Below are 14,478 nucleotides of genomic sequence, written 5' to 3'. Positions count from 1 at the left end.
TGTCGCCCCGGCCCGAGCGGTCGCAGGCGTCGCAGCCGATGCCGGACCGGCTATGTCTCCGGGACATCCTGTACGCGCTGCACAACGGCGTACCTGGCCAGCGCGGGAAAGAGGCCGCCGAGGTGTACGCCTCGGAGGGCAGCACCGGGAAGGTCCAGTGGCCCCTTCCGCCACCAAGCCGGTGATCAGCGCCCCGCTGTACATGGCGACACCGTCTGCGTGGGCTGCTCCTGGGGCGACCAGATGTACGCGTTGGACGCCCGCACCGGCAATCTCTCCGCTGCATGCTCGTGCCGGACTCCCAGGCCAGGGCCAGGAGGCGTTCGCGCCGTACGGCGCGGCAGGCAGGCACGCACGTAACGGGGGTCGCCGGCCCCGGCGGGGTCGACGGCGGCCCAGTCGCCGGTGCAGAACACCCGGAGCGGGTCGTGCGGGGTCACGAACGCCGTGTCGGCGCGGATGATCCCCTCCGCGGTGGCGACGTCGCACTGGCCGCGGTCCACGCGGACGACGCGGCCCGGGACGAGTCCCTGGGCGGCGTAGGGCGCGAAGGCGGTGGCCCAGCCGGACTCCCCGCCGTGGGCGTCGAGCGGGGAGGAGGTGGAGAAGGAGGAAGCGAGGGAGAGCGGGAGAGACAAAGGGGGGTTCGCTCGATCTCGTACGGGATGCACCGGAGCCGGTGCCTTCCGGCGCCCGCCACCGATTTTTTCCTGCCATCGCGACGGCCGGTTCCGTGTCCGATTCGTACAAGACGCGACGGCGGGCGGCTCCTAGCGTGCGGGGCATGGACACAGCACCCCGGGTCACCCCCCGTCTCGACCTCGTCGGCCTCGTCGTCTCGGACATGGCCGCCTCGCTCGCCTTCTACCGCCGCCTCGGCCTGGACGTCCCGGCCGGGGCGGAGTCGGCCCCGCACGTGGAGGCGGCGCTGCCCGGCGGGCTGCGGATCGCCTGGGACACCGAGGAGGTCATCCGTTCCTTCGAACCGGGCTGGACCCGGCCCGAGGGCGGGAACCGGATCGAGCTCGCCTTCCGCTGCGGGGCTCCGCAGGAGGTGGACGCGGTCTACGAGGAGCTGGTCGCCGCCGGGTACCGGGGGCACCTGAAGCCCTGGGACGCCGTGTGGGGCCAGCGCTACGCGGTGGTCCTGGACCCGGACGGCTGCGGCGTCTCGCTCTTCGCGGACGCGGCCGCCCCGCGCGCGTAGGCGCCGAGGGTGGTGCCGGCCAGGGCCCTGGTCTCGCGGGCGAGATGGGCCTGGTCGGCGCAGCCCGAGCGGAGCGCCGCCTCGGCGTACGGCACGCCGGACCGGACCAGGGCGAGGGCCCGCTGGAGGCGCAGCACGCGCGCGAGGGTCTTGGGCCCGTAGCCGAAGGCGTCCAGCGAGAGCCGGTGCAGCCGCCGGGGGCCGAGGCCGACCGCGTCGGCGGTCTCGGCGACCGGCCGGCCGGCGGCGAGCCGCGCCACGACGGCCCGCAGCAGCGGGTCGGGCGCGGGGACGCCGGCGGCCCGGCGCTGGACGAACGCGTCCAGGGCCAGGGCCGGATCCTCGGCCTCCGTGAGCCGCTCGGCGAGCTCCCGCGCCTCGGACCCGCCCCAGAGCGCCCCGAGGGGGACCCGTCGGTCGCGCAGTTCGTGGGCCGGGACGCCGAGGAACGCGGGCGCCCCGCCGGGGGCGAAGCGGATCCCGGCGTACCGGGCGGCGGTCTCCGGCGGTACGTACGCGCGCGTGTCGGGTCCGGCGACGAACAGGCCGCCGTCGGCCCAGATCAGGTCCATGCAGCCGTCGGGGAGGACGGGCCGGACTTCCCGCGGGGCGGACGCGGCGGTCCGGGTCCACAGGACGGCTCCGTCGAGCAGGGCGGGACGCTCCTCGTACATCCTCCGAGGCTACGGCCGGGACGGCGGCCGCGGGGGTCAGTCCTTCTCCCAGCCCGAGTGGAGGCGGGACTTCACGTCGTCCGGAGGCAGGAAGCGGGACCAGCGCTCGGGGAACTCGGACGGCATGTCGGGGTCGTCCTCGTCGACGTCCTCCGCCTCGGCGCGCACCCGGGCGACGAGCTCGGCGGCCTGGATGGCGCGGGCGCGTTCGTTGGCCTCGCGGGCGGCGGCGGTCGCGACGGAGGGCCAGACCCGGTCGATGGCGGCGTTGACGGCGGCGCCGACGAGCACGGCGAAGGCCGAGATGCCGATCCAGAGCAGGACCGCGATGGGGGCGGCCAGCGAGCCGTAGATGGTGGGGCCCTCGACCTGGCTCGTGAGGTAGATGCGCAGCAGGAAGCTTCCCAGGGCCCACATGGCCAGCGCGACGAGGGCGCCCGGGATGTCCTCGATCCACGGCGATCTGACGGGCACGGAGACGTGGTAGAGCGTGGTGAGGAAGGCGATCGAGAGCAGGATGACGGCCGGCCAGTACAGGACGGCGACGACCTCGGTGCCCCAGGGGACGAGCTCGACGACGCGGTCGGGGCCGACCACGGCCAGGGGGAGCACGACGGCGCCGATGAGGAGCGCCACGATGTACAGGAGGAAGGCGAGGAGCCGGGTCTTCACGATGCCGCGGTGACCGTCGAGCCCGTACATGACGGTGATGGTGTCGATGAACACGTTCACCGCGCGCGATCCGGACCACAGGGCGATGGCGAAGCCGAGGGAGATCAGGTCGGGCCGTTTGCCCTGGGTGACGTCGTCCAGGATCGGCTTGGCGATGTCCTCGACGCCCCGGTCGGAGAGGACCGTTCCGGCGGCCCGCAGGATGTTCTCCTGGATGCTGGCGACGGTGTCGGTGTTCGTCCAGTCGTCGGCGTACCCGAGGAGGGCGATGAGGCCGAGGAGCAGCGGCGGCAGGGACAGCAGGGTGAAGAAGGCGGCCTCGGCGGCCAGGCCGAGGATCCGGTACTCGATGCACGAGTTGACGGTGTCCTTGAGGAGCAGCCAGACCATCTTCCGCTTCGAGACGTTGCGGTAGAGGACGCGCGCGCGGTGGAGCCTGCTCCAGGGCCGCCGCTCGGGCCGTTCGGGTGTTTCGCTTGCTGCCTGCACCTGCTTACCGTATCGGCATGTCACGGACCACCCACACAGTGACCAACCAGGCTCCGCCCCTGGTGGGATATGACGTCTTCTCGTGCGACCGGGCGCTGACGGAGGCGGTCGCGCGACACCTCGCGCCGGAGCTCCTCGACGGGGCGCGCGAGGAGCTGGCCCTGCTGGGCCGCGCCTCCGGTTCGGCGCAGGTGAGGGAGTGGGGCGAGCAGGCCGACGCCTTCCCGCCGCGCCTGCGGACCCACGACCGGTACGGTCACCGGATCGACGAGGTCGAGTTCCACCCGTCCTGGCACCGGCTCCTCGGCCGGTCCGTCGGCGCCGGGCTGACGGACGCGTGGGGCCGTCCGGGTGGCCATGTGCGGCGGGCCGCCGGGTTCCTGGTGGCGTCGCAGCCGGAGGCGGGCCACGGCTGCCCGGTGTCGATGACGCACGCGGCGGTGCCCGCGCTGCGCGTCGAGCCGGAGCTGGCGGAGGTCTGGGTGCCGGCGGCCACGTCGCACGTGTACGAGCGGGACCTGGCTCCGGTCGCGGAGAAGCCGGGCGCGCTGATCGGCATGGCGATGACGGAGAAGCAGGGCGGCAGCGACGTCCGGGCGAACACGACGGAGGCGACGCCGCTGGCGGCCGACGGGGAGTACGTCCTGACGGGGCACAAGTGGTTCTGCTCGGCCCCCATGTCGGACGCCTTCCTGGTCCTCGCGCAGGCTCCGGCGGGGCTGACGTGCTTCCTGGTGCCGCGGGTCCTCGCCGACGGCTCGCGCAACGCGTTCGCCCTCCAGCGCCTCAAGGACAAGCTGGGCAACCGGTCGAACGCCTCCGCCGAGGTGGAGTTCGACGGGACGACCTGGGCGCGCCGGGTCGGCGAGGAGGGGCGCGGCGTCCCCACGATCATGGACATGGTGGCCGCGACCCGGCTCGACTGCGCCCTCGGCTCGGCGGCGCTGATGCGGCAGGCGGTGTCCCAGGCCGTGCACCACTGCACGTACCGCGAGGCGTTCGGCGGGCCGCTCGCGGAGAAGCCGCTGATGCGCAACGTGCTGGCCGATCTGGCCCTGGAGTCGGAGGCGGCGACCGTCCTGGGGATGCGGCTCGCGGCGGCCTACGACGCGGTCGACGCCGGCGGCCCGGGGGCGGAGCGGGAGCGGGCGCTGCTGCGGGTCGCCGTGCCGGCGGCGAAGTACTGGGTGACGAAACGGTGCACGCCGGTGGTGGCGGAGGCGCTGGAGTGCCTGGGCGGCAACGGGTACGTGGAGGAGTCCGGGATGCCGCGGCTGCTGCGCGAGTCGCCGCTCAACTCCGTGTGGGAGGGGTCGGGGAACGTCCAGGCGCTCGACGTGGTGCGGGCCCTGCGGACCGCGCCCGAGGCGCTCGACGCCTTCCTGCGGGAGGTCGGCGAGGCGCGGGGCGCGGACCACCGGCTCGACCGGGCGATCCGGGGGCTCCTCGTCGAACTCGCTGACCTGGACGGCATCGAGGCGCGCGCCCGCCGGCTCGCGGAGCGGATGGCTCTGGTGCTCCAGGGCGCGCTGCTCGTGCGGTGGGCGCCGCCCGAGGTGGCGGACGCGTTCTGCGCGGGACGGCTCGGCGGTGACGGCGGGTCGGCGTTCGGGACGCTGCCGCACACGCTGAACCTGCGGGCGCTGGTGGAGCGGGCACGCCCGGAGGTCTGAGGCCCGGGTGCGGCGGGCGTGACCGCGTGGGGCGGAGGGTGTGGGGGGGGCGTGACGGCGTCGGGCGGAGGAGGTGGGGGCGTGGCGGCGGGCGTGACCGCGTGGGGCGGAGGGTGTGGGGGGCGTGGCGGCGGGCGCGTGGTCACGCCGGGGCGTGCGCGCGCGGCCGCGTGGGGCGCCGCTCCGGGCGTCGTACGGCCCGAGCTGGTGGCCGCGTCCGGGGCAGGGGGCCGCGTCCGGGCCGGGGCCGGAGGCGAGGCCGCGTGCTGGCGGCCGGGGGTCCCTCATGTCGAGCCGCCCGTGCCAGGGGTGGACCCGAGAGGGTCGGCACGCGCGGAAAAGCGGGGGTGGTGCTGCGCCGACACGGCACCACCCGCCGCTCACGCCAGCTTCGCCGAGGAGGGCGGGCGGTCGCCAGAGTTGCAAAGGGTTGCAGGATTACCCGAACCGGGCCTCGCGGAGTGGTCCAGGACGGCACGATGGGCACCGACACTCCGGACATCTGCCCCGTGCAGAACCGATACAGCACCCCGGGTGGCTGGGAGAGACCGATGAAGAACACGCAGCTCGACATGAGGCGGCTGGCGTCCATGGACGCCGCCCAGGCCACCAGGCTGCTGCACCGGGTGCGCGAGGAGACCCTGGCGGGCCGGACTCCCCCGATCGCCCCCCGCCCCGTCATCGACGCGTCCTGGCGGCGCATGGCCCGGCTCGGCCTCGACCCGGACCGGGGTACGCGCAGCGTCCTCCTCAAGCGGGACGAGCTGGAGGAGCGGCGCCGGACGACCCTGCTCTCCGAAGTGATGCAGACGCTGAGCGGCGGTCTCGCCGGCATCGCCGACACCTCCCTCCAGATCATGGTGGTCACCGACGAGCACGGCCGGGTGCTCTGGCGCCAGGGCCACCCCACGGTGCTCCGGCAGGCCAACGGCATCTGTCTGGAGGAGGGCGCGACCTGGACCGAGCACACCACCGGCACGAACGCCGTGGGCACGGCGCTCGCCCTGGGCCGGGCGGTGCAGGTGCACTCCGCCGAGCACTACGTCCAGGCGCTGCACAACTGGACGTGCTCGGCCGCGCCGGTGCACGACCCGCGCGACCAGCGGCTCCTGGGGATCGTCGACGTCAGCGGTCCGGCGTCCAGCTTCCATCCGGCGATGCTGGCCCTGGTCGGCTCGGTGGCCCGGCTCGCCGAGGCCGAGATGCGGGAGCGGCACCGGGGGGCCATCGAGCGGCTGCGGGCGGTGGCCGCACCGATCCTGTGCCGGGTGGGCGGCCGCGCGGTCGCGGTGGACGCCCACGGCTGGACGGCGGCGGTGACCGGGCTCGCGCCGGTGGACCGGATCGCCCTCCCGAAGTCCTTCCGGGCCGGCCGGGTGTGGCTGCCGTCGCTGGGGGTGTGCGCGGTGGAGCCGCTGCCGGGCGGCTGGCTGCTGCGGGTCGAGGAGGAGACGCGGGGTGAGGAGCCGGGCACGGAGGTCGCGAGCCGGGTGGTGCTCGACCTGAGCCGGCCGCGCCGGTGGACGGTGGCCGTCTCGGGGGCGGCGGGCAGCTGGCAGCAGGAGCTCAGCCCCCGGCACGCCGAGCTCCTCTACGTACTGGCGCTCCACCGCGACGGGCGGACGGCGGCGGAGCTGGCGGACGACGTCTTCGGGGACCGGACCCGGACGGTGACCGTGCGGGCCGAGATGTCCCGCGTGCGCCGGAACCTGGCGGGGGTCCTCGCCCACCGCCCGTACCGCTTCCGCGAGGAGGTGGCGGTGGAGGTCCTGCGCCCGCGGCGCCCTGCGGACCTCCTGCCCCACTCGACGGCGCCGGCGGTCCGCGCCGGGGTCCCGGGGTAGCGGCCCGGGGCGAGGAGGGCGGGGCCAGGAGGGCCGGGGGAAGGTGCGCACTGGCCGGCGCGTCGGGGACTGGGCGTCGGAGAAGGGCGTCCGGGCGTGTCCAACATGCGGACCGGCGCCCTCCGGGAACCGGCCGCGAGCCGGACCGTGCGCCGGGCCGTGAGCCGAACCCCGAGCGGGACCGGTATGGGAATCCGACGCTCCACATGATGCGATGGGCGCATGAGCATCACTCTCACCACCTGGTCCCTCGAACAGACCTCGCCGTCCGACCTGCGTCCCGCGACCCCGCCGGAGGGCGACGACGTCGCGATCCGCCGTGCCGAGGTGCCGTCGGCCGAGTTCAGCCGCTTCCTCTACACCGCCGTCGGCGGCGACATCCGCTGGTCCGACCGGCTGTCGCTGACCTACCCGCAGTGGCAGGAGATCGTCGAGAAGCCGGGCGCCGAGATCTGGGTGGCGTACGACCGGGGCACGCCGGCCGGTTACGTGGAGCTGGACCCGCAGGACGACGGCGTGGTGGAGATCGTCTACTTCGGCCTGATCCCGGCCTTCCGGGGCCGCCGGATCGGCGGGCACCTGCTGTCGTACGGGGTGGCGCGGGCCTGGGACCTGGCGGACCGCTGGCCGGACCGGGAGGAGACGAAGCGGGTGTGGCTGCACACCTGCTCGCTGGACGGTCCGCACGCCATGGCCAACTACGAACGGCGCGGCTTCCGGCTCTTCGACACCAAGGTCGAGGAGGCCGAGGAGGCGGAGACCCCCGGTCCGTGGCCCGGCGCGTACGCCTGAGGCACCCGGAGGAACCACCGAAGCGTCGCAAAGGGGCCCTGATCAGGGCCCCCTTCACGTGACCCAGAGCACACCGTCTCATGAAGCGAGACCAGTTTGTCCAAATCCTGGACGATGCTGGACTGGGTCCAAAGTCCCGTGACACGCTTCCGTCATGTCTGGAACTGGAATTGCCTTGGTGAGTCGGCGGCACGTCGACCTCGGCCGCATGTCCAGCGCCATCTGTCCGGCGCGCTGAGAGAACCAGCACCGCCGCGATCTCCTTTCAGTCCGACTCTGCCCCACCCTGCTGCGCACTGACGCGCCACCCTCTGACCTGAGTGTGAGTGTGCAGGTCAGAGCCGCCCTCTCGCAGTCCCGAAGGACAAGACGCCATGGCCGCCACCCCGGAAAACCCCACTCCCGCCGCCGCCCGCCGCAAGGCCGGACGCCACCGTGGCGAGGGTCAGTGGGCCGTGGGGCACTTCACCCCGCTGAACGGCAATGAGCAGTTCAAGAAGGACGACGACGGTCTCAATGTGCGGACACGCATTGAGACGGTCTACTCGAAGCGCGGCTTCGACTCCATCGACCCCAACGACCTGCGCGGACGCATGCGCTGGTGGGGCCTCTACACCCAGCGCAAGCAGGGTCTGGACGGCACCAAGACGGGCGTGCTGGAGCCGGAGGAGCTGGACGACGAGTACTTCATGCTCCGCGTCCGCATCGACGGCGGCCGGCTGACCACCGAGCAGCTCCGGGTCATCGGCGAGATCTCCGAGGAGTTCGCGCGCGGCACGGCCGACATCACCGACCGGCAGAACGTCCAGTACCACTGGATCCGCATCGAGGACGTCCCCGAGATCTGGAACCGCCTGGAGGCGGTCGGCCTGTCGACCACCGAGGCCTGCGGCGACACCCCGCGCGTCATCCTCGGCTCGCCCGTGGCCGGCATCGCCGAGGACGAGATCATCGACGGCACGCCCGCCATCGACGAGATCCAGCGCCGGATCGTCGGCAACAAGGACTTCTCCAACCTGCCCCGCAAGTTCAAGTCCGCGGTCTCCGGCTCGCCGCTGCTCGACGTGGCGCACGAGATCAACGACATCGCCTTCGTCGGCGTGCGCCACCCCGAGCACGGCCCCGGCTTCGACGTGTGGGTCGGCGGCGGCCTCTCCACCAACCCCAAGCTCGGCGTCCGCCTCGGCACCTGGGTCTCCCTCGACGAGGTCCCCGACGTCTACGAGGGCGTCATCTCGATCTTCCGCGACTACGGATACCGCCGGCTGCGCAACCGCGCCCGCCTGAAGTTCCTCGTCGCCGACTGGGGCCCGGAGAAGTTCCGCCAGGTCCTGGAGGACGAGTACCTGAAGCGGAAGCTGACCGACGGCCCCGCCCCCGAGCAGCCCGCCGGCCAGTGGCGCGACCACGTCGGCGTCCACCGCCAGCAGGACGGCCGCTTCTACGTCGGCTTCGCCCCGCGCGTCGGCCGCGTGGACGGCGCCACCCTGACGAAGATCGCCGCCGTCGCCGAGGCACACGGCTCCGGCCGCCTGCGCACCACCGCCGAACAGAAGATGCTCGTCCTCGACATCGAGGAGGCGCAGGTCGAGGGCATCGTCTCCGCCCTGGAGGCGCTGGACCTGCGGGTCACCCCCTCGCCGTTCCGGCGCGGCACGATGGCCTGCACCGGCATCGAGTTCTGCAAGCTCGCGATCGTCGAGACGAAGGGCCGCGGCTCCTCGCTCATCGACGAACTGGAGCGCCGCCTGCCGGAGTTCGACGAGCCGCTGACGATCAACATCAACGGCTGCCCGAACGCCTGCGCCCGTATCCAGGTCGCCGACATCGGCCTCAAGGGCCAGCTGGTCCTGGACGACGACGGCAACCGCGTCGAGGGCTACCAGGTGCACCTGGGCGGCGCCCTGGGCCTGGAGGCCGGCTTCGGCCGCAAGGTCCGCGGCCTCAAGGTCACCGCAGCCGAGCTCCCCGACTACGTGGAGCGCGTCCTCACCCGCTTCCAGGCGGAGCGCGAGGACGGCGAGCGCTTCGCGACCTGGACGGCCCGCGCCTCCGAGGAGTCGCTGTCATGAGCGAGCGTGCGGCCCCCTTCTTCTGCCCCTACTGCGGGGACGAGGACCTGCGCCCCAACGAGCAGGGGCACGGCGCGTGGGAATGCGCCGCGTGCAGCCGAGCCTTCCAGTTGAAGTTCCTGGGGCTGCTCGCCCCGGCGACTTCGAGTGACACCACGGGAGGGCAGGACATATGACGATCATTCAGGAAGCCACCGCGGCCGACCTCAAGGCACTCGCCGAGCAGGCCGGCCGTGATCTGGAGGACGCCCCGGCGCTGGAGATCCTCCGGTGGGCGGTCGACACCTTCGGCGACCGGTTCTGCGTCACCTCCTCCATGGAGGACGCGGTCGTCGCCCACCTGGCCTCCCGGGTCCGGCCCGGCGTGGACGTCGTCTTCCTCGACACGGGCTACCACTTCGAGGAGACCATCGGCACCCGCGACGCCGTCGACGCCGTGATGGACGTCAACGTCATCACGCTGACCCCGCGGCAGACCGTGGCCGAGCAGGACGCCGAGCACGGCCCCCGGCTCCACGACCGCAACCCCGACCTGTGCTGCGCGCTGCGCAAGGTCAAGCCGCTGGAGGAGGGCCTGACCTCCTACCGCGCGTGGGCCACCGGCCTGCGCCGCGACGAGTCCCCGACCCGGGCGAACACCCCGGTCGTCGGCTGGGACGAGAAGCGGCGCAAGGTCAAGGTCTCCCCCATCGCCCGCTGGACGCAGGACGACGTCGACGCCTACGTCATGGAGCACGGTGTCCTCACCAACCCGCTCCTGATGGACGGTTACCCCTCCGTCGGCTGCGCCCCGTGCACCCGCCGCGTCCTGGAGGGCGAGGACGCCCGCGCCGGACGCTGGGCGGGCCGCGCCAAGACCGAATGCGGGATCCACGGCTGATGACCACCACCCCTCAGACCTCCCCCACCTCCCAGGAGAACCACGTGACCGGTGCCACCATCTGGCTCACCGGCCTGCCGAGCGCCGGCAAGACGACCATCGCGTACGAACTGGCCGGCCGGCTCCGCGACGAAGGCCACCGCGTCGAGATCCTCGACGGCGACGAGATCCGCGAGTTCCTCTCCGCGGGCCTCGGCTTCACCCGCGAGGACCGGCACACCAACGTGCAGCGCATCGGCTTCGTCGCCGGGCTCCTCGCCTCGCACGGCGTGAAGGTCCTGGTCCCGGTCATCGCCCCGTACGCCGACAGCCGCGAGGCCGTCCGCAAGCGCCACCAGGGCGAGGGCACCGCCTTCGTCGAGGTCCACGTGGCCACGCCGGTCGACGTCTGCTCGGTCCGCGACGTCAAGGGCCTCTACGCCAAGCAGGCCGCGGGCGAGATCTCCGGCCTCACCGGCGTCGACGACCCCTACGAGGCGCCCGAGAACCCCGATCTGCGGATCGAGTCCCAGAACCAGACCGTGCAGGAGTCCGCGGCGCAGCTCCACGCGCTGCTCACCGAGAGGGGTCTGCTGTGACCACCGTCGTCAACGTCCACGAGGCGACCGGCAGCCCGTTCGCGCTGTCGCACCTGGACTCCCTGGAGTCCGAGGCCGTCCACATCTTCCGCGAGGTGGCGGGAGAGTTCGAGCGGCCGGTGATCCTCTTCTCCGGCGGCAAGGACTCGATCGTCATGCTGCACCTGGCGCTCAAGGCGTTCGCGCCGGCGCCGGTCCCCTTCACGCTGCTGCACGTCGACACCGGGCACAACTTCCCCGAGGTCCTCGCCTACCGCGACCGCGTCGTGGCCGAGCACGGACTGCGACTGCACGTCGCCTCCGTCCAGGAGTACATCGACGCCGGCAAGCTGCGCGAGCGCCCCGACGGCACCCGCAACCCGCTGCAGACCGTCCCGCTGACCGAGGCGATCCAGCAGCACCGCTTCGACGCCGTCTTCGGAGGCGGCCGCCGCGACGAGGAGAAGGCCCGCGCCAAGGAGCGGGTCTTCTCGCTGCGCGACGAGTTCTCCCAGTGGGACCCGCGCCGCCAGCGCCCGGAGCTGTGGCAGCTCTACAACGGCCGCCACGCCCCCGGCGAGCACGTCCGCGTCTTCCCGCTCTCCAACTGGACCGAGCTGGACGTCTGGCAGTACATCGCCCGCGAGGGCATCGAGCTGCCGGAGATCTACTTCGCCCACGAGCGCGAGGTCTTCGCCCGCAACGGCATGTGGCTGACGGCCGGCGAGTGGGGCGGCCCGAAGGAGACCGAGACCGTGGAGAAGCGGCTCATCCGCTACCGCACGGTCGGCGACATGTCCTGCACCGGCGCCGTCGACTCCGACGCCACCACGCTCGACGCCGTCATCGCCGAGATCGCCGCCTCCCGCCTCACCGAGCGGGGCGCGACCCGCGCCGACGACAAGATGTCCGAGGCCGCGATGGAAGACCGCAAGCGCGAAGGGTACTTCTAATGAGCACGTCCACCGAGCAGTTCGCCGACGTCTCGGCCACCACCCTGCTGCGTTTCGCCACCGCCGGCTCCGTCGACGACGGCAAGTCCACCCTGGTGGGCCGGCTCCTGCACGACTCCAAGTCGGTCCTCACCGACCAGCTGGAGGCCGTGGAGGCCGCGTCGATCAAGCGGGGCCAGGAGGCGCCCGACCTGGCGCTGCTCACCGACGGCCTGCGGGCCGAGCGCGAGCAGGGCATCACCATCGACGTGGCCTACCGCTACTTCGCGACCGCCCGCCGCCGGTTCATCCTCGCCGACACCCCCGGGCACGTGCAGTACACCCGGAACATGGTCACCGGCGCCTCCACCGCCGAGCTCGCCGTGGTCCTCGTCGACGCCCGCAACGGCGTCGTCGAGCAGACCCGCCGCCACGCCGCCGTCGCCGCCCTCCTGCGCGTCCCCCACGTCGTCCTCGCCGTGAACAAGATGGACCTCGTCGACTACGCCGAGCCCGTCTTCGCCGCCATCGCCGAGGAGTTCACCACCTACGCCTCCGAGCTGGGCGTCCCGGAGATCACCGCGATCCCCATCTCGGCGCTCGCCGGCGACAACGTGGTGGAGCCCTCCGCGCACATGGACTGGTACGGCGGCCCGACGGTGCTGGAGCACCTGGAGACCGTCCCGGTGAGCCACGACCTGACGGCCTGCCACGCGCGGTTCCCCGTCCAGTACGTGATCCGCCCCCAGACCGCCGAGCACCCCGACTACCGCGGCTACGCCGGCCAGATCGCCGCCGGGGCCTTCCGGGTCGGCGAGGAGGTCGCGGTCCTGCCGTCGGGGAAGACGTCCACGATCACCGGGATCGACGCCCTCGGCGAGTCGGTGGACATCGCCTGGGCCCCGCAGTCGGTCACGATCCGGCTCGCCGACGACATCGACATCTCCCGCGGCGACCTGCTCGCCCCGGTCGGCGACGCGCCGGCGACCAGCCAGGACGTCGAGGCGACGGTCTGCCACGTGGCCGACCAGCCGCTCGCCGTGGGCCAGCGGGTCCTGCTCAAGCACACCACGCGCACGGTCAAGGCGATCGTCAAGGACATCCCCTCGCGGCTGACCCTGGACGACCTGTCCCAGCACCCGAACCCCGGGCAGCTGGTCGCCAACGACATCGGCCGGGTGGTTGTACGAACGGCCGAGCCCCTCGCGCTCGACTCGTACGCGGACTCCCGGCGCACCGGTTCGTTCCTGCTGATCGACCCGGCGGACGGCACCACACTCGCGGCGGGCATGGCGGGCGAGTCCTTCGCCACGGCCAAGGCCGTCGCCGCGGTGGACGAGGAAGAAGGGTGGGATTTCTGAGATGACCCAGGACGTCTACGCCACTTTCGCCAAGGAGGGCGGCCGGGTGGGCTCCGGTGCCCTCGGCTCGGGCACGGGAGGTGTCGCGCGATGTGCGTGCTGACCTCGATGCACCGCGCGAGCGGTGCGACACGGCTCCACCCGCTCCACCCCGAACGACATAGACGAAGACTTCGCAGAAGCTGAATCGAGGGGAACACTTCCCGTGCCTGCCACCACCCGTACCACCCTGCGCCGCGGCATCGCCGCCGCCGCCGCTCTGCCGCTGCTGATCGGCGCTCTCGCCTCGTGCGGCTACGGCTCCGAGGCCAAGAACGACGAGAAGAAGGTGGCCGCCGAGGGCGAGAAGCTCTCCGCCGACACCGTACGGCTCGGGTACTTCCCCAATCTCACGCACGCCACCGCGCTCGTCGGTGACCAGGAGGGCATCCTCCAGAAGGAACTGGGCGGCACCAAGCTGGTGTCCACCACCTTCAACGCGGGCCCGTCCGAGATCGAGGCGCTGAACGCGGACTCGATCGACATCGGCTTCATCGGCCCCTCGCCGTCCATCAACGGCTTCGTCAAGACCAAGGGCACCAACCTGCGGATCGTCGGCGGCTCCGCCTCCGGCGGTGTGAAGCTCGTCGTGAACCCGGCGAAGATCAAGACCCTGGACGACCTCAAGGGCAAGAAGATCGCCACCCCGCAGCTCGGCAACACGCAGGACGTGGCCTTCCTCAACTGGATCTCCGAGAAGGGCTGGAAGGTCGACGCCCAGAGCGGCAAGGGCGACGTCTCGGTGGTCCGCACGGACAACAAGGTCACCCCGAACGCCTACGCCTCCGGTGCCATCGACGGCGCCTGGGTGCCCGAGCCGACCGCGTCGAAGCTGGTCAGCGACGGCGCGAAGGTCCTGCTCGACGAGTCCGACCTGTGGCCGGACAAGAAGTTCGTGATCACCAACATCATCGTGTCGCAGAAGTTCCTGGCGGCGCACCCGGACGTCGTCGAGGCGTTCCTGCGCGGCGCGGTGAAGACGAACGCCTGGATCAACGCCAACCCGGACAAGGCGAAGGCCTCGGCCAACGCCAAGCTGAAGGACCTCTCCGGCAAGGCGCTGGGCGACAAGGTGATCGACGCCGCGTGGCCGTCCATCCAGTTCACCAACGACCCGCTGGCGGCCACCCTGCAGGCCCAGGCGGACCACGCGGTGAAGGCGGGCCTCCTGGAGAAGCCCGAGCTGTCCGGCATCTACGACCTGAAGGCGCTGAACAAGGTCCTGAAGGCCGCCGGACAGCCCGAGGTCTCCGACGCCGGTCTCGGCGCGAAGTAACCAGCCCGCA

The 14,478-nt window shown here is 72.5% G+C and carries 14 protein-coding genes and 1 pseudogene; 12 read left to right on the top strand and 3 right to left on the bottom strand.

Annotated features, from left to right (window positions below):
* Positions 1 to 326: 326 nt before the first annotated feature.
* Positions 327 to 638 (bottom strand): annotated as a pseudogene (locus ACZ60W_RS13065) (ribosome small subunit-dependent GTPase A); the annotation flags it as partial.
* A gap of 146 nt (positions 639 to 784) precedes the next feature.
* Between ACZ60W_RS13065 and ACZ60W_RS13060 the strand changes: the two are divergent.
* Complete coding sequence (locus tag ACZ60W_RS13060; RefSeq protein ID WP_469755396.1) at positions 785 to 1,207, top strand: VOC family protein; 423 nt, start codon at positions 785 to 787, stop codon at positions 1,205 to 1,207.
* Here ACZ60W_RS13060 and ACZ60W_RS13055 read toward each other — a convergent pair.
* Complete coding sequence (locus ACZ60W_RS13055) at positions 1,135 to 1,881, bottom strand: DUF6597 domain-containing transcriptional factor (protein WP_469755395.1); 747 nt, start codon at positions 1,879 to 1,881, stop codon at positions 1,135 to 1,137. The two genes, ACZ60W_RS13060 and ACZ60W_RS13055, sit on opposite strands and share 73 nt — an antisense overlap.
* A gap of 36 nt (positions 1,882 to 1,917) precedes the next feature.
* Positions 1,918 to 3,042: a YihY/virulence factor BrkB family protein gene (locus ACZ60W_RS13050; RefSeq protein WP_469755394.1), complete on the bottom strand. Its 1,125-nt coding sequence runs from the start codon at positions 3,040 to 3,042 to the stop codon at positions 1,918 to 1,920.
* A gap of 17 nt (positions 3,043 to 3,059) precedes the next feature.
* Between ACZ60W_RS13050 and ACZ60W_RS13045 the strand changes: the two genes are divergently transcribed.
* The 11 genes from ACZ60W_RS13045 (at position 3,060) to ACZ60W_RS12995 (ending at position 14,468) form a co-directional block, all read left to right on the top strand.
* Positions 3,060 to 4,715, top strand: a complete 1,656-nt coding sequence (locus tag ACZ60W_RS13045) for an acyl-CoA dehydrogenase family protein (RefSeq protein WP_469755393.1) — start codon at positions 3,060 to 3,062, stop codon at positions 4,713 to 4,715.
* 551 nt (positions 4,716 to 5,266) lie between these two features.
* Positions 5,267 to 6,559 carry a GAF domain-containing protein gene (locus ACZ60W_RS13040; RefSeq protein WP_469755392.1) on the top strand — a complete coding sequence of 431 codons (1,293 nt, stop codon included), beginning with the start codon at positions 5,267 to 5,269 and terminating at the stop codon, positions 6,557 to 6,559.
* Positions 6,560 to 6,781: 222 nt separating this feature from the next.
* Positions 6,782 to 7,351 carry a GNAT family N-acetyltransferase gene (locus tag ACZ60W_RS13035; RefSeq protein WP_469755391.1) on the top strand — a complete coding sequence of 190 codons (570 nt, stop codon included), beginning with the start codon at positions 6,782 to 6,784 and terminating at the stop codon, positions 7,349 to 7,351.
* Positions 7,352 to 7,505: 154 nt separating this feature from the next.
* A complete protein-coding gene (locus ACZ60W_RS13030) occupies positions 7,506 to 7,589 on the top strand; it encodes a putative leader peptide (RefSeq protein WP_310591794.1) in 84 nt (27 codons plus the stop codon).
* 136 nt (positions 7,590 to 7,725) lie between these two features.
* Positions 7,726 to 9,423, top strand: coding sequence for a nitrite/sulfite reductase (locus tag ACZ60W_RS13025; protein ID WP_469755390.1), 1,698 nt, complete (start codon positions 7,726 to 7,728; stop codon positions 9,421 to 9,423).
* Complete coding sequence (locus tag ACZ60W_RS13020; RefSeq protein ID WP_469755389.1) at positions 9,420 to 9,599, top strand: hypothetical protein; 180 nt, start codon at positions 9,420 to 9,422, stop codon at positions 9,597 to 9,599. The genes ACZ60W_RS13025 and ACZ60W_RS13020 overlap by 4 nt, the downstream gene beginning before the upstream one ends.
* Complete coding sequence (locus ACZ60W_RS13015; RefSeq protein WP_469755388.1) at positions 9,596 to 10,303, top strand: phosphoadenylyl-sulfate reductase; 708 nt, start codon at positions 9,596 to 9,598, stop codon at positions 10,301 to 10,303. The genes ACZ60W_RS13020 and ACZ60W_RS13015 overlap by 4 nt, the downstream gene beginning before the upstream one ends.
* Positions 10,303 to 10,881, top strand: coding sequence for an adenylyl-sulfate kinase (gene cysC / locus ACZ60W_RS13010; RefSeq protein WP_469755387.1), 579 nt, complete (start codon positions 10,303 to 10,305; stop codon positions 10,879 to 10,881). The genes ACZ60W_RS13015 and cysC overlap by 1 nt, the downstream gene beginning before the upstream one ends.
* The gene (gene cysD / locus ACZ60W_RS13005; RefSeq protein ID WP_469755386.1) at positions 10,878 to 11,813 is read left to right on the top strand and encodes a sulfate adenylyltransferase subunit CysD; all 936 of its coding nucleotides are present in this window, start codon (positions 10,878 to 10,880) and stop codon (positions 11,811 to 11,813) included. The genes cysC and cysD overlap by 4 nt, the downstream gene beginning before the upstream one ends.
* Positions 11,813 to 13,153 (top strand): sulfate adenylyltransferase subunit 1, encoded by a 1,341-nt coding sequence (locus ACZ60W_RS13000; RefSeq protein WP_469755385.1) that lies wholly within the window; start codon positions 11,813 to 11,815, stop codon positions 13,151 to 13,153. Before cysD ends, ACZ60W_RS13000 begins: the two co-directional genes overlap by 1 nt.
* A 205-nt stretch (positions 13,154 to 13,358) precedes the next feature.
* Positions 13,359 to 14,468, top strand: coding sequence for an aliphatic sulfonate ABC transporter substrate-binding protein (locus tag ACZ60W_RS12995; RefSeq protein ID WP_469755384.1), 1,110 nt, complete (start codon positions 13,359 to 13,361; stop codon positions 14,466 to 14,468).
* Positions 14,469 to 14,478 lie beyond the last annotated feature (10 nt).

It is taken from the genome of Streptomyces sp. NPDC104202 (assembly GCF_055584185.1).
This window is presented reverse-complemented; position numbering and strand designations above follow the sequence as displayed.